Raw genomic sequence first — 16,942 nt, 5'->3', positions numbered from 1 at the left:
TCCGCGGTAGCCGACCGCGCGTGTCGGGACGGAAATCCGGCACGTATGCACATCCAGGTCTAGGAGAAGTTTGTGATTCAGCAGGAGTCGCGAGTACGCGTTGCTGATAACACGGGCGCGAAGGAAATCCTTTGCATCCGCGTTCTCGGTGGCTCGTCACGTCGCTACGCCGGAATCGGCGACATCATCGTAGCTACGGTGAAGGACGCCATCCCCGGTGGAAACATCAAGAAGGGCGAGGTCGTCAAGGCCGTCATCGTCCGCACCGTCAAGGAGCGTCGTCGCCCGGACGGTTCCTACATCCGTTTCGACGAGAACGCTGCCGTGCTGATCAAGCCGGACAACGACCCTCGCGGAACCCGCATCTTCGGCCCGGTCGGCCGCGAGCTGCGTGAGAAGAAGTTCATGAAGATCGTCTCGCTCGCCCCGGAGGTGCTGTAAATGAAGGTGCACAAGGGCGACACCGTTCTCGTGATCGCCGGTAAGGACAAGGGCGCCAAGGGCAAGGTCATTCAGGCTTACCCCGCTGACTCCAAGGTCCTCGTCGAGGGCGTGAACCGGATCAAGAAGCACACCGCGGTTTCCGCGAACCAGCGTGGCGCATCCTCGGGCGGAATCGTCACGCAGGAAGCCCCGATCCACGTATCGAACGTTGCAGTCATCGACTCGGACGGAAACCCAACTCGCGTGGGCTACCGGACCGACGAAGAGACCGGCAAGCGCGTTCGTGTTTCCCGGAAGAACGGGAAGGACATCTGAGATGACTACCACTGAGAACACGCAGCCCCGGCTGAAGGCGCGCTACCGCGCCGAGATCAAGGACGCCCTGAACACCGAGTTCGCATACGACAACGTCATGCAGATCCCCGGTGTCGTCAAGGTCGTCGTCAACATGGGTGTCGGCGACGCCGCCCGTGACGCGAAGCTGATCAACGGTGCAGTTGCCGACCTGGCAGCGATCACCGGCCAGAAGCCGGAGATCCGCAAGGCCCGCAAGTCCATCGCACAGTTCAAGCTTCGCGAAGGAATGCCCATCGGTGCCCGCGTCACGCTTCGCGGCGACCGCATGTGGGAGTTCCTGGACCGCCTGACTTCCATTGCCCTTCCCCGAATCAGGGACTTCCGCGGCCTGAGCGGCACGCAGTTCGACGGCAACGGCAACTACACGTTCGGCCTCAACGAGCAGTCGATGTTCCACGAGATCGACGTGGACAAGATCGATCGTCCGCGCGGCATGGACATCACCGTGGTGACCACCGCAACCAACAACGAAGAAGGCCGCGCGCTGCTCAAGCACCTCGGCTTCCCGTTCAAGGAGAACTGAGTCCATGGCGAAGAAGGCATTGGTCAACAAGGCCAACAAGAAGCCGAAGTTCGCAGTGCGTGGTTACACGCGTTGCAACCGCTGCGGCCGTCCCCACTCCGTGTTCCGCAAGTTCGGCCTGTGCCGTATCTGCGTTCGCGAAATGGCGCACCGCGGAGAACTCCCCGGCGTTCACAAGAGCTCCTGGTGACCTCCAGGCCCTGAAACGGCGATGTCTCAGGGCCTCGCGTAGTTACCACGCTGACGCATCACGCTGACGGGCGTGGGTTCCGACAGGAACCCACGCCCGTTTTTCGTGTGCGCCCTCTACCTGCACTATCGACCTCGATCGACCCGGCTGCAACGGGTGGACGTTTCGAGTATCCAGACCACGCCTGCAGGTCTATCGTGAACCGAACCGACGCTTTCGGAGGTTCGCCATGGCAACACTGAAGCACGACGAAGCGCAAGAAGAACAAGGCGAACTGAAACGCGTCCTCGGGCCAGGGCTACTGCTTCTGTTCATCGTCGGCGACATCCTCGGTGCAGGTGTGTACGCCGTCACGGGCGACATGATCTCCAACGTCGGTGGTATCGCGTGGGTACCGTTCGTGCTCGCATTCGTCGTCGCGACTCTGACGGCCTTTTCCTACCTGGAATTGGTGACGAAATACCCGCAGGCTGCGGGCGCGGCTCTGTACACCCACAAAGCTTTCGGAATTCATTTCGCGACATTCATCGTGGCTTTCGCCGTCATCTGTTCCGGCATCACCAGCGCGGCGACGTCGTCGAACGTCGTGGCCGGTAATTTGCTCGCCGGGCTACACGAAACATTCAGCACCACAGACGGACTCGGTTGGTTCGACATACCAACAGGCTCGACGGCTCAGCTCGTCGTCGCGCTGCTGTTCATGGGCTTTCTCGCAGCGATCAACCTCAGGGGCGTCGGAGAATCCGTGAAATTCAACGTTGTCCTGACCGGAATCGAAATGGCTGCGTTGGCAATCGTCATCGTGATCGGATTCGTCGCGGTGGGCCGGGGGAGTGCCGAGGGCGATATCGCCAACCTCGTGGTGTTCGAGGACCAGAACGAGAAAGGCATGTTTCTCGCGGTGACGGTCGCCACGACGATCGCGTTCTTCGCCATGGTCGGTTTCGAGGATTCCGTGAACATGGTCGAGGAGACGAAAGAGCCGCAGAAGATCTTCCCGAAGATGATGTTGTCCGGTCTCGGCATCGCCTGCCTGATCTACGTGCTGGTCGTCGTCGCGGTCATCGCCGTTCTACCGCTGAACTACGATTCGGGAAGCGAAGGAATTCTGTTGCACGTCGTGCGCGTCGGTGCACCGAGTCTCCCCATCGACGAGATATTCCCCTACATGACGGTGTTCGCCGTGGCCAACACTGCACTCATCAACATGCTGATGGCCAGCAGATGCATTTACGGTCTCGCCCGGCAGCGAGTCCTGCCGACGGCACTCGGAGCAGTACTTCCGAAACGTCGATCGCCCTGGACCGCAATCCTTTTCACGACTGTTCTTGCGGTGGTGCTGATCGTCGTGGTCAATCGGCTGTCCGGCAATTCGGTGGTCAGCGCCCTGTCGGGAACCACCGGCTTGTTGCTGCTCGGAGTGTTCGCCGTGGTCAACGTCGCCTGCCTGGTGTTGAAGCAACGGGCGGACAAGACCTTCTTCCGAGCGCCGTTTTGGGTACCGGTCGCCGGAGCAGTGCTGTGCCTGTTCCTGGTGGGCCCGTGGGCTCGAACCGATGCACAGATGATTCAGTACAAGATCGCCGGTGCCATGCTGCTGCTCGGCGTCGTCCTGTGGGCGGTCACCTACGTCGTCAACCGAGCGACGGGGCAGGGTGCGCCGCGTATCGACGTCGACAGGCTGGATCAGGACTGAGGGCGAACGATTTGGAGTTTGCCCACCGGTTGCCTACACTAGTGCGGTTGCCCGGGCTTCGTCGTGCCTGCACACGAGTCCTTGCAATACAGACGCAACCTCGAGTTCTCCGCACGCGGCATCACCACGCGGAAGCTCGAAACACCTGGCAGTGCAGAGATGCATTGCTTGGAGCGCAACCCCTGACCGGCAACAGTCGGTCAGGACATGTTCACTTCGTTGTAGGCCCACGATGTGACGAGCCAGGCCCGGGTTGTTCGCCAACCCAGGGGGCACCAGTTCGCACGTGTTGCATGGGAACCGCTGCGAGAAAGGTGCACAGGTCACACCATGACGATGACCGATCCAATTGCAGACTTCTTGACCCGTCTGCGCAACGCCAACTCGGCGTACCACGACCAGGTGAAGCTTCCCCACTCGAAGCTGAAGGCGAACATCGCCGACATCCTGAAGCGTGAGGGCTACATCGCTGATTTCCGCACCGAAGACGCCGAGGTCGGCAAGACCCTCATCGTCGATCTGAAGTACGGGCCCAGCCGTGAGCGCAGCCTCGCGGGCGTGCGTCGTATCTCGAAGCCTGGTCTTCGCGTATACGCAAAATCCACCAATCTGCCCAAGGTTCTCGGCGGCCTGGGCGTGGCGATCATCTCCACGTCCACCGGTCTGCTCACAGAACGTCAGGCGGCCAAGCAGGGTGTGGGCGGAGAAGTCCTCGCCTACGTCTGGTAGGGGAGGCCACCACCATGTCACGTATTGGAAAATTGCCGGTCGCGGTCCCCGCGGGCGTCGACATCACGATCGACGGCCAGAACGTCGCGGTCAAGGGCCCCAAGGGTGCCCTGAGCCTGACGATCGCCGAGCCCATCCAGATCGCACGTGCGGATGACGGCAGTATCGCCGTGACCCGCCCCGACGACGAGCGTCGTAGCCGTGCATTGCACGGTCTCTCGCGCACCCTGGTCGCGAACCTCATCACCGGTGTCACCAACGGTTACACCACCAAGATGGAGATTCACGGCGTCGGTTACCGAACGGTGCTGAAGGGCAAGGATCTCGAATTCGCACTCGGGTACAGCCACCCTGTGCTGATCGAGGCGCCGGAAGGCATCACCTTCACGGTCGAGTCGCCCACGCGTTTCACCATCACCGGTATCGACAAGCAGGCAGTCGGCCAGATCGCTGCCAACATTCGTCGTCTGCGGCGTCCGGACCCGTACAAGGGCAAGGGCATCCGCTACGAGGGTGAAGTTATCCGCCGCAAGGTCGGAAAGACGGGTAAGTGATATGAGCCAGCAAACAGCAGACAAGGCGAAGGTCGACCGCACGCCTCGCGGCACGGACATCTCGACGAAGCGTCGCCTCTCGAAGGCGCGTCGCCACTTCCGTCTCCGCAAGAAGATCTCCGGAACGCCCGAGCGTCCTCGCTTGGTCGTCAACCGCTCTTCGCGCCACATCCACGTTCAGCTCGTCGACGATCTGGCAGGCCACACCCTGGCTTCCGCATCGACGATCGAAGCCGACGTGCGTGCGCTCGACGGAGACAAGAAGGCGCAGAGCGCAAAGGTCGGCGAGCTCATCGCCAGCCGCGCCAAGGCAGCTGGAATCGACGCGGTCGTCTTCGACCGTGGCGGCAACAGCTACAGCGGCCGCATCGCGGCTCTGGCCGATGCCGCTCGTGAAGGCGGGTTGGCATTCTGATGATGACTGCAACTGACAACGGAAGGACAGCCTGATGCCGGGACGTCAACGGCGTGACGGCGGAAATGGCCCCGCCGGACAGAACAGTGGACCCAACAGTGGTGGCGACAACCGCGGTGACAACCGTGGTGGACGCGACCGCCGTGACAACTCGCGTGGCGGAAACGCTGCCGAGAAGTCGAACTTCATCGAGCGCGTAGTCGCGATCAACCGCGTCTCCAAGGTCGTCAAGGGTGGTCGTCGCTTCAGCTTCACCGCCCTCGTCATCGTCGGAGACGGCAACGGCTTGGTCGGCGTCGGCTACGGCAAGGCCAAGGAAGTTCCCGCAGCCATCCAGAAGGGTGTCGAAGAGGCCCGCAAGAGCTTCTTCCGCGTCCCGATGATCGGCGGCACCATCACGCACCCCGTCCAGGGTGAAGCAGCAGCAGGCGTCGTCATGCTCCGCCCGGCCAGCGCCGGTACCGGTGTCATCGCCGGTGGTGCTGTTCGCGCCGTGCTGGAGTGCGCAGGCATCCACGACGTGCTGTCGAAGTCGCTCGGTAGCGACAACGCCATCAACGTCGTTCACGCCACCGTCGCAGCCCTCAAGGATCTGCAGCGTCCCGAGGAAGTCGCGGCTCGCCGTGGACTCACCCTCGAAGAGGTTGCACCTGCCGGAATGCTGCGTGCGCGTGCACAGGCAGGAGCGGTGAAGTAATGGCACAGCTGAAGGTCACTCAGATCAAGAGCACCATCGGCCAGAAGTCGAACCAGCGGGACAGTCTGCGGACCCTCGGACTCAAAGGCATCCGCCAGTCCGTCGTCCGCGAGGACACCCCGCAGACTCGCGGACTGGTCAACGTGGTGCGCCACCTCGTAACAGTTGAGGAGGTCTAACCATGACCATCAAACTGCACCACCTGCGCCCCGCACCCGGATCCAAGTCGGCGAAGATTCGCGTCGGCCGCGGTGAAGGTGGCAAGCGTGGCAAGACCGCAGGTCGCGGTACCAAGGGAACCGGCGCACGCAAGAACGTGCCGGCACGCTTCGAGGGTGGCCAGATGCCCCTTCACATGCGTCTCCCGAAGCTCAAGGGCTTCACCAACCCGAACCGTGTCGAGTTCCAGGTCGTGAACCTTCGCGACATCGAGCGCCTGTTCCCCGAGGGTGGCCAGATCAGCATCGCTGACCTGATTGCCAAGGGCGCAGTCCGCAAGAACGAGCCCGTCAAGGTTCTGGGCGACGGCAAGCTGACCGTGAAGGTCGACATCTCCGTCAACAAGTTCACCGGTTCCGCCAAGGAAAAGATCGCCGCTGCCGGCGGTTCTGCAACCGAGGTATAGCCGCGAACTCGACTCCGGTCGAGTGAGCACACAGTGTGACGATGGCCGCAGCGGCAACCCCTTTCGAGGGCAACGCTGCGGCCATCGCTGCAGTGCAGTAGTTCGCCCGCCGACCGGTCGGGTGGTGCGCGGACTGTCCGTCCGGCGGTTCGTCGCGCACTGTTAGAGTTCTAGAGTTACGTGAACATGCGTTTCATGCGGACGACCCGTGTCGTGCGCAATCCAAGATCGAACAGCCGAGAGCCTGGTGGCTCGATGCAAGTTTCGATGCCATCGCAGTCGTGCCAGGAGGATCTTTGCTTTCCGCCTTCGTGTCGGCCCTCAGGACCCCTGACCTGAGACGGAAGATCCTGTTCACACTCGGTCTGGTCGCCCTGTACCGCTTCGGCGCTACGCTTCCGTCGCCGGGTGTGGATTACGCCAACGTCCGAGCCTGCATCGACCAGGTCTCCGGTGGCGACCAAGCGGGTATCTACTCGCTCATCAACCTTTTCTCCGGTGGTGCGCTGCTGCAGTTGTCGGTCTTCGCGATCGGCATCATGCCGTACATCACTGCGAGCATCATCGTTCAGCTCCTGACGGTCGTCATCCCGAAGTTCGAGCAGCTCCGCAAGGAGGGCCAGTCCGGCCAGGCGAAAATGACGCAGTACACCCGTTACCTGTCGATCGCGCTCGCGATCCTGCAGGCGACCGGCCTCGTCGCTCTCGCTTCACGCGGACAGCTCCTTCAGGGATGCCAGCAGGACATCATCGCCGACCAGTCGATCTTCGGACTCGTCATCATCGTTCTCGTCATGACCGCAGGTGCGGCCGTGGTGATGTGGTTCGGTGAGGTCATCACCGAACGTGGTGTGGGCAACGGTATGTCGCTGCTGATCTTCGCCGGAATCGCGTCGCGTATCCCGTCCGAGGGCAAGTCCATCCTCGACAGCCGCGGAGGCCTCGTCTTCGCGCTCGTCTGCGTCGCTGCGTTCCTCATCATCGCCGGCGTCGTGTTCGTCGAGCAGGGCCAGCGCCGAATCCCTGTCCAGTACGCCAAGCGCATGGTGGGCCGGAAGATGTACGGCGGCTCGTCGACGTACCTCCCTCTGAAGGTCAACCAGGCCGGAGTCATCCCGGTGATCTTCGCGTCCTCGCTTCTGTACCTACCGAACTTGATCGCCCAGCTCACGTCCGCAAGCACCGCCGTGGACCCCAGTTGGTGGCAGCGAATCATCAACGAGTACCTGGTGAATCCGGCGAACCCGGTCTACATCGCCATCTACTTCGGCCTCATCGTCTTCTTCACGTACTTCTACGTCGCCATCACCTTCAATCCAGAAGAACGCGCCGACGAGATGAAGAAGTTCGGAGGCTTCATCCCCGGAATCCGTCCGGGCAGGCCGACCGCCGATTATCTGAACTACGTCCTCAGCCGCATCACCCTGCCGGGCGCTATCTACCTGGGCACCATCGCCGTGCTGCCCAACCTGTTCCTCGACATCGGAAGCTCCGGCGGCGCGCAGAACCTGCCGTTCGGTGGCACCGCCGTGCTGATCATGGTCAGCGTCGGCCTCGATACCGTGAAGCAGATCGAAAGTCAGTTGATGCAGCGTAACTACGAAGGGTTCCTCAAGTGAGACTCGTTCTTCTTGGTCCTCCCGGTGCAGGCAAAGGCACCCAAGCAGCAGTCCTGTCGGAGAAGCTGGGCGTTCCCCACATCTCGACCGGCGATCTGTTTCGCGCCAACATCGGTGAGAAGACTCCACTGGGAATCGAAGCGAAGAAGTACCTCGACGCCGGTGATCTCGTCCCGAGCGAGCTGACCGTCGACATGGTCCGCAGCCGCCTCGCAGAGCCGGATGCCGTCAACGGCTTCCTGCTCGACGGGTTCCCCCGATCCGTCGGCCAGGCGGAAGCACTCGTCGGAATCCTCGCCGATCTCGGCGCCAAGCTCGACGCCGTCCTGTCCTTCGTCGTGGACGAGGACGTCGTGGTCGAGCGCATGCTCGCTCGCGGACGTGAGGACGACAAGGAAGACGTCATCCGCAATCGCCTCAAGGTCTACCGCGACGAGACCGCACCGTTGCTGGACTACTACACGGACCAGATCGTCACCGTCGACGCGATCGGCGACGTGGAAGAAGTCAGTGCTCGCGCACTGAAGGCGATCGAGGGCACCGACAAGTAATGGCGTTCGGTCGTAAGCGCAAGGTAGTGCCGTTTCGCAGCCCTGGCGAACTCGACGCCATGGCTGCGGCCGGCGCCGTGGTCGGCGCCGCACTGGTTGCCGTGCGCGACGCGGCCAAGCCGGGTGTCTCGACGTTGGAGCTCGACCGCGTCGCGGAAGCGGTCATCCGTGACGCGGGCGCAGTTCCGTCCTTTCTGGGTTACCACGGGTTCACCGGCAGCATCTGCTCGTCGGTGAACGACCGTGTGGTTCACGGAATCCCTTCCGCGTCGGATGTTCTCGTTGCCGGTGACCTGATCTCCATCGACTGCGGCGCAATTCTCGACGGCTGGCACGGCGACTCCGCCTGGACGTTCGGCGTCGGAGACATCATCGAAGCCGACGAGTTGCTCAGTGAGGCCACGAGGTTGTCGATGGAGGCAGGAATCGCTGCCATGCTGCCGGGCAACCGGCTGACCGACGTCTCACACGCCATCGAGAACGGAACGTACGCCGCCGAGAAGTTGCACGGCCGCAAGTACGGAATCGTCGACGGCTACGGTGGCCACGGCATCGGCCGCGAGATGCACATGGAACCGTTTCTGGCCAACGAAGGCGCTCCGGGCAAAGGTCCCGAACTCGTGGTCGGGTCCACTCTCGCGATCGAACCGATGCTGACACTCGGTACGTACGAAACCGAGATTCTCGACGACGAATGGACTGTCGTCACCACCGATGGCTCTCGTGCCGCGCACTGGGAGCACACTGTCGCCGTGACCGAGGACGGCCCCCGCATTCTGACATTGCGGCCGGAGTAGTTCGACGTACGAGTAGTCCGAGGTTCGAGTAGTTCGACGCACGAGTAGTTCGGCGCTCGAGTAATTCACAGTTCGACGGTGATGGTGACCGGTCCGTCGTTGACCAGTGACACTTTCATGTGCGCTCCGAATTGCCCGGTCTCGACGGTGGCGCCGAGGTCGCGTAGTCGATGTACGACGTGGTCGACCAACGGCTCGGCCGCGGCGCCGGGCGCAGCGCGGTTCCAGGACGGTCGACGTCCTTTCGAGGTGTCGGCGTACAGCGTGAACTGACTGATCACCAGGATCGGCGCGAGTTCGTCGGCTGCAGACTTCTCGCCGTCGAGGATTCGCATCCGCCATATCTTGTCCGCCAGCGCGTCGGCGATCCGTGCGTCGTCGGACTGGGTGACGCCGACGAGGACGACCAGGCCCTGGCCTCCGGGGGCCGGTATCAGGGAGCCGACGACGTGGCCGTCGACCGTGACGGATGCTTCCGAAACCCGTTGGATCACCGCGCGCATCAGTTCAGCTTGCCATGGGTCGATCATGCATTTGGCCTGGTGCGACTTTGCCGGTAGCATAGGTCGGCGGTGCGCTCTGCGTTCCGGTTGTTCGCATGCCTGCGCAAGCTGGCGGTTGTTCGACCGGTTGCTTCCCCCGGCCTTCGGTCGGTGGCCAGTGAGCATCACGGTAACGCAAAACAGATGCAATCAACCAGGTGTTAAGCCAGGGACGCGGAGGATATGGCTAAGAAAGACGGTGCCATCGAGGTCGAGGGCCGGGTAGTCGAACCCTTGCCCAATGCGATGTTTCGCATTGAGCTCGAGAACGGCCACAAGGTGCTCGCACACATCAGTGGAAAGATGCGCCAGCACTACATTCGCATCCTCCCCGAGGATCGCGTCGTAGTGGAGCTCTCTCCGTACGACCTCACGCGTGGACGCATCGTTTACCGCTACAAGTAACAAGCTTCTCCGGCCAGGTCCGGTCGGAGAGAACCATGCTCGCGACGTACCGCTGTGCGGTGCGCGAGGGCTACACACAGGAGATCAACGACGTGAAGGTTCAGCCGAGCGTCAAGAAGATCTGCGAGAAGTGCAAGGTGATTCGTCGTAACGGACGAGTCATGGTCATCTGCGACAACCTGCGTCACAAGCAGCGTCAGGGATAACCACCGAGCATTCGCGTTTCTGCTTGGCACATAGCTAGAAGAAGACCTCCCAGCACCAACCGCAACATTCGAGTTGCGGCACACCCCCGGCACGGAGGCCGGGGCCCCACTGAGTTTTGGAGAGCCGCAAGGTTCTCGGCAGTACAGAGGCACAGGGGACGGACTGGGAGCAGACCTCCGGACATGAAAAGGAATGCCACATGGCACGTCTCGCAGGTGTGGATCTGCCGCGCGAAAAGCGCATGGAGATCGCACTGACTTACATCTACGGCGTCGGCCGTACCCGCTCGAAGGAGATTCTCGACGCAACCGGCGTGAGCCCGGATCTGCGTTCGAAGGATCTGTCCGACGAAGATCTGACCAAGCTCCGCGAGTACATCGAGGAGTCCCTCAAGGTCGAGGGCGACCTGCGCCGCGAGGTGCAGGCCGACATCCGTCGCAAGATCGAAATCGGCTGCTACCAGGGCCTTCGCCACCGTCGTGGTCTGCCCGTACGTGGACAGCGCACCAAGACCAATGCGCGCACCCGTAAGGGCCCCAAGCGCACCATTGCCGGCAAGAAGAAGGCGAAGTAATGCCCCCTAAAGCACGCGGTACAGGCCCGAAGAAGACGCAGAAGACGCGTCGCAGGGACAAGAAGAACGTCCCGCACGGATCTGCGCACATCAAGAGCACGTTCAACAACACGATCGTGTCGATCACCGACCCGGCAGGCAACGTCATCTCGTGGGCGTCGTCGGGACACGTGGGCTTCAAGGGCTCGCGTAAGTCGACTCCGTTCGCCGCGCAGCTCGCAGCCGAGAACGCTGCCCGCAAGGCGCAGGAGCACGGCGTCAAGAAGGTCGACGTGTTCGTCAAGGGTCCCGGCTCCGGCCGTGAGACCGCTATCCGTTCGCTCCAGGCTGCTGGCCTGGAGGTCGGCACCATCTCCGATGTCACCCCTCAGCCGCACAACGGCTGCCGTCCGCCCAAGCGGCGTCGGGTCTAGCGGGAAGGAAGGTTTAGAAAATGGCACGTTATACCGGTCCCGCTACCCGCAAGTCGCGTCGTCTGCGCGTCGACCTCGTCGGAGGCGACCAGGCGTTCGAGCGTCGCCCCTACCCGCCCGGCCAGCACGGTCGCGCGCGGATCAAGGAGAGCGAGTACCTGCTCCAGCTGCAGGAGAAGCAGAAGGCACGCTTCACCTACGGCGTCATGGAGAAGCAGTTCCGTCTCTACTACAAGGAAGCCAACAAGCGCCCCGGCAAGACCGGTGAGAACCTGTTGACGATCCTCGAGACGCGACTCGACAACGTCATCTACCGTGCGGGCCTCGCTCGCACGCGTCGTCAGGCACGCCAGCTGGTCACGCACGGACACTTCCTGGTCAACAACCAGCGAGTGGACATCCCCAGCTACCGCGTCTCGCAGTACGACATCATCGATGTCCGCGAGAAGTCCGCACAGACTCTCCCGATCCAGGTTGCACGCGAGAGCTACGGCGATCGTCCGGTTGCCCCGTGGCTGCAGGTCGTTCCCAACCGCCTTCGCATCCTGGTTCACCGGGTACCGGAGCGCGCACAGATCGATGTGCCGCTCCAGGAGCAGCTCATCGTCGAGTACTACTCGAAGTAAGGCGCAGCACGCCTGCGGGTGTCATCGATACCCGCAGGCGTTCTCGCCTCCACACGTGGACGTCAAATAGCGGACGTCCGTACAGGAGGAATACACAATGCTCATTTCACAGCGCCCGACGTTGACCGAAGAGGTCATCGCCGACAACCGCTCGAAATTCGTCATCGAGCCGCTCGAGCCTGGCTTCGGTTACACCCTCGGCAACTCGCTCCGCCGTACCCTGCTGTCGTCGATCCCCGGCGCTGCTGTCACCAGCATCCGCATCGACGGCGTTCTCCACGAGTTCACCACTGTCCCCGGAGTCAAGGAAGATGTCACCGACATCATCCTGAACCTCAAGGGTCTCGTCGTGAGCTCCGAAGAGGACGAGCCGGTCACCATGTACGTCCGCAAGCAGGGCCCCGGCTCTGTCACCGCAGGCGACATCGTTCCCCCGGCCGGCGTCACGGTGAACAACCCGGATCTGCACATCGCGACCTTGAACGACAAGGGCAAGCTGGAGATCGAGCTCGTCGTAGAGCGCGGTCGCGGTTACGTCCCCGCCGTTCAGAACAAGGCTTCGGGCGCAGAGATCGGCCGTATCCCGGTCGACTCGATCTACTCGCCCGTGCTCAAGGTCACCTACAAGGTGGAGGCCACTCGCGTCGAACAGCGCACCGACTTCGATCGGCTCGTTCTCGACGTGGAGACCAAGAACTCCATCACCGCGCGGGACGCGCTCGCATCTGCGGGCAAGACCCTGGTTGAGCTCTTCGGCCTCGCCCGTGAGCTGAACGTCGAAGCAGAAGGAATCGAGATCGGACCCTCGCCCGCCGAGGCCGACCACATCGCTTCCTTCGGACTCCCCATCGAGGACCTGGACCTCACCGTCCGTTCCTACAACTGCCTCAAGCGCGAGGGTGTTCACACCGTCGGCGAGCTGGTTGGCCGTACCGAGTCCGATCTGCTGGACATCCGTAACTTCGGACAGAAGTCCATCGACGAGGTGAAGGTCAAGCTGCACTCGCTCGGCCTCTCGCTCAAGGACAGCCCCGCGTCCTTCGATCCGACCACCGTGCCCGGATACGACGCCACCACGGGAACGTGGAGCGACACCGATGCTGGATCCTTCGCGGACAGCGAAGGCGCCGAGCAGGACTACGCCGAGACAGAACAGCTGTAATCAGCTCGCTTTGAGCTCTTACTAGGAGATTCATCATGCCCAAGCCCACCAAGGGCCGCCGTCTCGGCGGGTCGGCGTCGCACCAGAAGGCCATCCTGGCCAACCTGGCGACGGCACTCTTCGAGCACGGCCGCATCACCACCACCGAGTCGAAGGCCAAGCGCCTTCGTCCGCACGCCGAGAAGCTTGTCACCCACGCCAAGAAGGGTGATCTCGCTCATCGTCGTGAGGTTCTCAAGACGATCAACAACAAAGATGTCGTGCACAAGCTGTTCGCCGAGATCGGGCCGTTCTTCGCCGATCGCGACGGTGGCTACACACGCATCATCAAGACCGTCCCCCGCAAGGGCGACAATGCACCGATGGCCATCATCGAACTCGTCAACGAGCAGACGGTGTCCAACGAGGCCGATCGCGCTCGTCGCGTGAAGGCGTCGCAGACCGCACCGGCTGCTGCAGAGGCTCCCGCCGCTGCAGAGTCGGCCGAGGAGAACGTCGTCGAGGCTGTCGAAGCCGACGCGACCGACGCTCAGGTCGAGAACGCCGACGCCGTCGTCGAGGGCATCGAGGACAAGGACGCCCACGCGTCGGACGCGTCCGAGGCCGAAGCTGTGTCCACCGAAGACCAGGGCAAGAAGGACTAGTCCACTTTGGTCTCGGAGTTCAGCGCAAGCGGACCCGTCGTTCCCACCGGGAACGGCGGGTCCGCTTTTTCGGCGTCCCGGAGACTGCGCCTCGACATCTCCTACGATGGAACCGACTTCTCCGGCTGGGCACGTCAGCCAGGGATCCGCACGGTGTGTGGTGTTCTCGAGGAAGCCTTCTCGACAGTGCTACGTCAGCCCGTCGAGTTGACCGTCGCCGGCCGCACCGATGCGGGCGTCCACGCACGCGGACAGGTCGCGCATGCCGACGTCGTCGGTGGCGTCGACGAACCGGATCGACTGATACGACGAATGGCCAGGTTTCTACCGACCGACGTGCGTGTCACGGCATTGACGACGGTCAGCAAGGACTTCGACGCACGCTTCTCGGCGCTGCGACGACATTACGAGTACCGGTTCAGCGTGGCACGCTACGGAGTCGACCCGTTGGACCGTCGATCAATCGTGTCGTGGCCGCGGGAGATCGACCTCGACGCGATGCGCGACGCATCGGCGAGGCTCGTCGGGCTCCACGATTTCGCCGCATTCTGCAAGCGCCGCGAGGGTGCAACCACGGTCCGGGAGCTTCAACGGTTCGACTGGAAGCGGGACGGCGACCACGTCACGGCCTACGTGAGCGCCGACGCGTTCTGCTGGTCGATGGTCAGAAGCTTGGTGGGCGCTCTCCAGGCGGTGGGGGAGGGACGACGAAGTCCGGAGTGGACAGCGTCGTTGCTCGAGACCCGCTCGAGGTCCAGCGCGGTGACGGTCGCTCCGGCACACGGTCTTTCCCTGGTGGGTGTCGACTATCCACGGGACGAGGAACTCGCCGAACGTAATGCAGCAACCCGCGAAGTCCGTCCGGAGATTCCGGCCTCCGGATTCTGTTGTTGACCGGTCGCCGTTAGGCTCGACCGATGAGCAGTGGTCGCATCGAACTCGTGGTGATCGTCGGGAGCGTCAGGCCGCAGCGGTTGGGGCCTTCGGTGGCCCAGTGGTTCGTGGATGTCGCCGGGCAGCGGGCGGAGTTCTCCGTGTCGCTGCTCGATCTGCTGGAATTGGAGCTGCAGTCGGATCTGTCGCCGTCGGCGGGTGCCGAGAGACTGGCCGAGACGATCTCGTCGGCCGCCGCGGTCGTCGTCGTGACGCCCGAATACAACCACGGTTACCCGGCGTCGGTGAAGACCGCCCTCGACACGTTGAAGTACGAATGGCGAGGCAAGCCGATCGGGTTCGTGTCCTACGGTGGCATGTTCGGAGGTGCGCGAGCGGTGGAGCAGTTGCGTTCGGTTGCAACCGAACTGCACATGGTGACGGTGCGAGACAGCGTCGGATTCGCACGTGCGCGAAAGGTGTTCGGCGGCAATCGGATTCCTGAGACCGGCCCCGAGTTGGATTCAGCGAACCGAATGCTCGATCAGCTGTGGTGGTGGGCGTCGGCTGCAGCGGCACGAGGCGCTGTCGACCCGTATCCGCATTCCTAGGAGCCGGTCAGTAGGTCGAGTTCGAACGTCGCAGACTGCGCGGTCGGCCGATGAAGGCTGTCTCCTGTGGGATGGTGACCAGGACCAGTTCCACCTCGCTCGTGGACGTTCGAACCCGGATGCGATCACCGGCCGCGCCCGGCTGGTGAATGGACACCGTCGGGTCCGGCATCGGTGTTCGTGAAATCTGCTCGGTGAGTGTCAGCACGGTGACCCCGTCGTTGCGGACCTGACCCGGTGTGCTCATCGTGTCGGAGAAGTCGTGCACCACCAGATCCACCCGTGTACCGGTTCGGTGTGGGCCTCCGTCGATTCTCAACCGCTCCGGAGTTGCGAGCGAGTCGACGAGTGGACCCCACGCGTGGGGTCTGTCGGTACGAATCAGAATACGTGCACCCGTGGCGACAGCCCTGAAGACCAGCTGCTGGGCGAGATACAGCTCGCCGGCGACGTGAACCGATCCGATGTCCGTGCCGTGGATCCGCGCCGCGACTCCGTGGCCGGATGCGTCCGAACCGAGAAGTTGCCCACATCCCGACGTCGGCAACCGGAGCTGTGCTGCGTGATCGTGGTCGATGGATCTGACGGGATCGGCGTACCCGCGGGCGGTGATCGCGAGTGGCAGTGACGTGAGCAGAGCTTCCCGTTGGCGACCACGCATCGACACCGGACGCGGAATGGACGGCGTCGGGACTGCCGACCTGGTGACGAATCCGCAGGATCCGGAGAGCAACACCCCGCCGACACCCGAACTCGGCTGGATGCGGAGGACGACGGTCGACGTGGACGCGGGCACCGACCACAGATCTTCGAGAGTTTCGGTGTCCAGCCCTCGGCAATCGATCCCGAAACCGGTCCTGATCACTCCCGGCAGCGGAGCGAACGACCAACGCTGGGTGAGGGATTCGAACGACGTCCCGCGGCACATGCGTGAGGCGGCGGCGTGAATCTCCGAGCGTGTGAGCGTCCGAGTACGTACGCGACCGGCCTCCAACGCCCGCGCAATCCGTCGGGTAGCGATCGCGATCGTCCGGTCCAGACCGTCGCGGCCGCCGCCACGGGCGTCGACTGCTTCACGGTTCTTCCGCTCGTCCAGCGTCACGGTGACCCACACCGACCGAGCCGAGACGGCGGGGAGCGGGCCGATCAGGTTCTCGTACACGTCCGTCGCAGGTGATCCCGGTGCCGTTCTCGACCCGTGCGAGACGATGTCGATTCGGCTCAGAGAAATGTCGTGTTGGACAAGAGATTCAGTGAGGTCGCCGAGGCCGAACGCAGAGTCGGTCATGGCGGTCGACCGTCCGAGCCTGGTGGTGGCTCCAGGTGTCGGGAGAAGTTCCAACACACACGAGACCATGGTCCCTCGCCTGTGCACTCCGACGGCGGTTCCGTCGCCGTCGATGTACTCCGTGGTGACGCCTGTCGAGGGGACGGTCCCCGCCAGATATCGAGCCGACGCGAACCCCCAGTCGAGGAGGGGGCGTCCGCCCACGACGACGAACGGAAGCAGCGCGAACGGCAGTGCACACAGCACGACGGTGAGGGGCGGAAGCTCGGCAAGAACCGCCGAGAGGCAGACCAGGACCGCGAATACTTCGACTCCCAGAGCTCGACGCAGGGTCGGTGCTCGAAATACCGACGTGCGGGCCGGGCGACGGCGCCCCGGTAGCGCGGCCATCATGAAATCC

General features: G+C 63.0%; 25 protein-coding genes. 23 read left to right on the top strand and 2 right to left on the bottom strand.

Annotation, left to right across the window (positions count from 1 at the left end; all coding sequences use genetic code 11):
* The first annotated feature begins 72 nt into the window (after positions 1 to 72).
* The 14 genes from rplN to map all read left to right on the top strand — a co-directional run bounded on the left by rplN (position 73) and on the right by map (position 9,197).
* Positions 73 to 441, top strand: a complete 369-nt coding sequence (gene rplN / locus BH95_RS09125) for a 50S ribosomal protein L14 (protein ID WP_008718280.1) — start codon at positions 73 to 75, stop codon at positions 439 to 441.
* On the top strand, positions 442 to 759 hold the full coding sequence (gene rplX / locus BH95_RS09120) for a 50S ribosomal protein L24 (protein ID WP_019663557.1): 318 nt from the start codon (positions 442 to 444) through the stop codon (positions 757 to 759).
* A 1-nt stretch (position 760) separates the two neighbouring features.
* Positions 761 to 1,324, top strand: a complete 564-nt coding sequence (gene rplE / locus BH95_RS09115) for a 50S ribosomal protein L5 (RefSeq protein ID WP_019663558.1) — start codon at positions 761 to 763, stop codon at positions 1,322 to 1,324.
* 4 nt (positions 1,325 to 1,328) lie between these two features.
* Entirely contained in the window at positions 1,329 to 1,514 is a 186-nt protein-coding gene (locus BH95_RS09110) for a type Z 30S ribosomal protein S14 (protein ID WP_019663559.1), read from the top strand.
* A 229-nt stretch (positions 1,515 to 1,743) separates the two neighbouring features.
* Positions 1,744 to 3,210, top strand: a complete 1,467-nt coding sequence (locus tag BH95_RS09105) for an APC family permease (protein WP_019663560.1) — start codon at positions 1,744 to 1,746, stop codon at positions 3,208 to 3,210.
* Positions 3,211 to 3,540: 330 nt separating this feature from the next.
* Positions 3,541 to 3,939: a 30S ribosomal protein S8 gene (rpsH, locus tag BH95_RS09100; RefSeq protein ID WP_019663561.1), complete on the top strand. Its 399-nt coding sequence runs from the start codon at positions 3,541 to 3,543 to the stop codon at positions 3,937 to 3,939.
* 14 nt (positions 3,940 to 3,953) lie between these two features.
* Positions 3,954 to 4,493, top strand: coding sequence for a 50S ribosomal protein L6 (rplF, locus tag BH95_RS09095; protein WP_026347514.1), 540 nt, complete (start codon positions 3,954 to 3,956; stop codon positions 4,491 to 4,493).
* Between the two features lies 1 nt (position 4,494).
* Positions 4,495 to 4,908 (top strand): 50S ribosomal protein L18, encoded by a 414-nt coding sequence (gene rplR, locus BH95_RS09090; protein WP_020111156.1) that lies wholly within the window; start codon positions 4,495 to 4,497, stop codon positions 4,906 to 4,908.
* Between the two features lie 34 nt (positions 4,909 to 4,942).
* A complete protein-coding gene (gene rpsE, locus BH95_RS09085) occupies positions 4,943 to 5,605 on the top strand; it encodes a 30S ribosomal protein S5 (RefSeq protein ID WP_019663564.1) in 663 nt (220 codons plus the stop codon).
* The gene (gene rpmD, locus BH95_RS09080; protein ID WP_019663565.1) at positions 5,605 to 5,784 is read left to right on the top strand and encodes a 50S ribosomal protein L30; all 180 of its coding nucleotides are present in this window, start codon (positions 5,605 to 5,607) and stop codon (positions 5,782 to 5,784) included. The genes rpsE and rpmD overlap by 1 nt, the downstream gene beginning before the upstream one ends.
* 2 nt (positions 5,785 to 5,786) lie before the next feature.
* Positions 5,787 to 6,230 (top strand): 50S ribosomal protein L15, encoded by a 444-nt coding sequence (rplO, locus tag BH95_RS09075; protein WP_019663566.1) that lies wholly within the window; start codon positions 5,787 to 5,789, stop codon positions 6,228 to 6,230.
* 296 nt (positions 6,231 to 6,526) lie between these two features.
* A complete protein-coding gene (gene secY, locus BH95_RS09070; protein WP_019663567.1) occupies positions 6,527 to 7,849 on the top strand; it encodes a preprotein translocase subunit SecY in 1,323 nt (440 codons plus the stop codon).
* A complete protein-coding gene (locus tag BH95_RS09065; protein WP_019663568.1) occupies positions 7,846 to 8,400 on the top strand; it encodes an adenylate kinase in 555 nt (184 codons plus the stop codon). Before secY ends, BH95_RS09065 begins: the two co-directional genes overlap by 4 nt.
* On the top strand, positions 8,400 to 9,197 hold the full coding sequence (gene map / locus BH95_RS09060; RefSeq protein WP_020111155.1) for a type I methionyl aminopeptidase: 798 nt from the start codon (positions 8,400 to 8,402) through the stop codon (positions 9,195 to 9,197). The genes BH95_RS09065 and map overlap by 1 nt, the downstream gene beginning before the upstream one ends.
* 65 nt (positions 9,198 to 9,262) lie before the next feature.
* Here the strand turns inward: map and dtd are convergent, their stop codons facing one another.
* The gene (gene dtd, locus BH95_RS09055; RefSeq protein ID WP_033189899.1) at positions 9,263 to 9,700 is read right to left on the bottom strand and encodes a D-aminoacyl-tRNA deacylase; all 438 of its coding nucleotides are present in this window, start codon (positions 9,698 to 9,700) and stop codon (positions 9,263 to 9,265) included.
* A gap of 222 nt (positions 9,701 to 9,922) precedes the next feature.
* Between dtd and infA the strand changes: the two genes are divergently transcribed.
* From infA to BH95_RS09010, 9 genes are all read left to right on the top strand, one after another.
* Positions 9,923 to 10,144: a translation initiation factor IF-1 gene (infA, locus tag BH95_RS09050; RefSeq protein ID WP_005140011.1), complete on the top strand. Its 222-nt coding sequence runs from the start codon at positions 9,923 to 9,925 to the stop codon at positions 10,142 to 10,144.
* Positions 10,145 to 10,236: 92 nt separating this feature from the next.
* The gene (gene rpmJ, locus BH95_RS09045) at positions 10,237 to 10,350 is read left to right on the top strand and encodes a 50S ribosomal protein L36 (protein WP_025347279.1); all 114 of its coding nucleotides are present in this window, start codon (positions 10,237 to 10,239) and stop codon (positions 10,348 to 10,350) included.
* Positions 10,351 to 10,550: 200 nt separating this feature from the next.
* Positions 10,551 to 10,925 carry a 30S ribosomal protein S13 gene (rpsM, locus tag BH95_RS09040; RefSeq protein WP_019663573.1) on the top strand — a complete coding sequence of 125 codons (375 nt, stop codon included), beginning with the start codon at positions 10,551 to 10,553 and terminating at the stop codon, positions 10,923 to 10,925.
* Positions 10,925 to 11,338, top strand: coding sequence for a 30S ribosomal protein S11 (rpsK, locus tag BH95_RS09035; protein ID WP_019663574.1), 414 nt, complete (start codon positions 10,925 to 10,927; stop codon positions 11,336 to 11,338). The genes rpsM and rpsK overlap by 1 nt, the downstream gene beginning before the upstream one ends.
* A 20-nt stretch (positions 11,339 to 11,358) precedes the next feature.
* Positions 11,359 to 11,964: a 30S ribosomal protein S4 gene (gene rpsD, locus BH95_RS09030; RefSeq protein ID WP_019663575.1), complete on the top strand. Its 606-nt coding sequence runs from the start codon at positions 11,359 to 11,361 to the stop codon at positions 11,962 to 11,964.
* A gap of 97 nt (positions 11,965 to 12,061) precedes the next feature.
* On the top strand, positions 12,062 to 13,126 hold the full coding sequence (locus BH95_RS09025) for a DNA-directed RNA polymerase subunit alpha (protein ID WP_019663576.1): 1,065 nt from the start codon (positions 12,062 to 12,064) through the stop codon (positions 13,124 to 13,126).
* Positions 13,127 to 13,161: 35 nt separating this feature from the next.
* Positions 13,162 to 13,770 (top strand): 50S ribosomal protein L17, encoded by a 609-nt coding sequence (gene rplQ, locus BH95_RS09020; protein WP_019663577.1) that lies wholly within the window; start codon positions 13,162 to 13,164, stop codon positions 13,768 to 13,770.
* Positions 13,771 to 13,776: 6 nt separating this feature from the next.
* A complete protein-coding gene (gene truA, locus BH95_RS09015; RefSeq protein WP_019663578.1) occupies positions 13,777 to 14,664 on the top strand; it encodes a tRNA pseudouridine(38-40) synthase TruA in 888 nt (295 codons plus the stop codon).
* 23 nt (positions 14,665 to 14,687) lie between these two features.
* Positions 14,688 to 15,254, top strand: coding sequence for an NADPH-dependent FMN reductase (locus BH95_RS09010; RefSeq protein WP_037181626.1), 567 nt, complete (start codon positions 14,688 to 14,690; stop codon positions 15,252 to 15,254).
* A 7-nt stretch (positions 15,255 to 15,261) separates the two neighbouring features.
* Here the strand turns inward: BH95_RS09010 and eccE are convergent, their stop codons facing one another.
* Positions 15,262 to 16,932, bottom strand: a complete 1,671-nt coding sequence (gene eccE, locus BH95_RS09005; protein WP_244164866.1) for a type VII secretion protein EccE — start codon at positions 16,930 to 16,932, stop codon at positions 15,262 to 15,264.
* Positions 16,933 to 16,942: the final 10 nt, after the last annotated feature.

Origin of the sequence: Rhodococcoides fascians A44A, from assembly GCF_000760735.1 — a bacterium.
Lineage (GTDB): Bacteria > Actinomycetota > Actinomycetes > Mycobacteriales > Mycobacteriaceae > Rhodococcoides > Rhodococcoides fascians_E.
The sequence above is the reverse complement of the archived record's forward strand: the minus strand, read 5'-3'. Positions and strand labels throughout refer to the sequence as shown.

Bases quoted from the DNA above. Each gene is read 5' to 3' on its own strand.
- rplE (WP_019663558.1), top strand. From the start codon at position 761: ATGACTACCACTGAGAACACGCAGCCCCGGCTGAAGGCGCGCTACCGC.
- rplF (WP_026347514.1), top strand. From the start codon at position 3,954: ATGTCACGTATTGGAAAATTGCCGGTCGCGGTCCCCGCGGGCGTCGAC.
- rpsD (WP_019663575.1), top strand. From the start codon at position 11,359: ATGGCACGTTATACCGGTCCCGCTACCCGCAAGTCGCGTCGTCTGCGC.
- BH95_RS09110 (WP_019663559.1), top strand. From the start codon at position 1,329: ATGGCGAAGAAGGCATTGGTCAACAAGGCCAACAAGAAGCCGAAGTTC.
- rpsM (WP_019663573.1), top strand. From the start codon at position 10,551: ATGGCACGTCTCGCAGGTGTGGATCTGCCGCGCGAAAAGCGCATGGAG.
- rplR (WP_020111156.1), top strand. From the start codon at position 4,495: ATGAGCCAGCAAACAGCAGACAAGGCGAAGGTCGACCGCACGCCTCGC.
- rpsK (WP_019663574.1), top strand. From the start codon at position 10,925: ATGCCCCCTAAAGCACGCGGTACAGGCCCGAAGAAGACGCAGAAGACG.
- BH95_RS09025 (WP_019663576.1), top strand. From the start codon at position 12,062: ATGCTCATTTCACAGCGCCCGACGTTGACCGAAGAGGTCATCGCCGAC.
- rplO (WP_019663566.1), top strand. From the start codon at position 5,787: ATGACCATCAAACTGCACCACCTGCGCCCCGCACCCGGATCCAAGTCG.
- rpsE (WP_019663564.1), top strand. From the start codon at position 4,943: ATGCCGGGACGTCAACGGCGTGACGGCGGAAATGGCCCCGCCGGACAG.
- eccE (WP_244164866.1), bottom strand. From the start codon at position 16,932: ATGGCCGCGCTACCGGGGCGCCGTCGCCCGGCCCGCACGTCGGTATTT.
- BH95_RS09010 (WP_037181626.1), top strand. From the start codon at position 14,688: ATGAGCAGTGGTCGCATCGAACTCGTGGTGATCGTCGGGAGCGTCAGG.
- BH95_RS09105 (WP_019663560.1), top strand. From the start codon at position 1,744: ATGGCAACACTGAAGCACGACGAAGCGCAAGAAGAACAAGGCGAACTG.
- rplQ (WP_019663577.1), top strand. From the start codon at position 13,162: ATGCCCAAGCCCACCAAGGGCCGCCGTCTCGGCGGGTCGGCGTCGCAC.
- rpsH (WP_019663561.1), top strand. From the start codon at position 3,541: ATGACGATGACCGATCCAATTGCAGACTTCTTGACCCGTCTGCGCAAC.
- map (WP_020111155.1), top strand. From the start codon at position 8,400: ATGGCGTTCGGTCGTAAGCGCAAGGTAGTGCCGTTTCGCAGCCCTGGC.
- dtd (WP_033189899.1), bottom strand. From the start codon at position 9,700: ATGCGCGCGGTGATCCAACGGGTTTCGGAAGCATCCGTCACGGTCGAC.
- infA (WP_005140011.1), top strand. From the start codon at position 9,923: ATGGCTAAGAAAGACGGTGCCATCGAGGTCGAGGGCCGGGTAGTCGAA.
- rplX (WP_019663557.1), top strand. From the start codon at position 442: ATGAAGGTGCACAAGGGCGACACCGTTCTCGTGATCGCCGGTAAGGAC.
- rpmD (WP_019663565.1), top strand. From the start codon at position 5,605: ATGGCACAGCTGAAGGTCACTCAGATCAAGAGCACCATCGGCCAGAAG.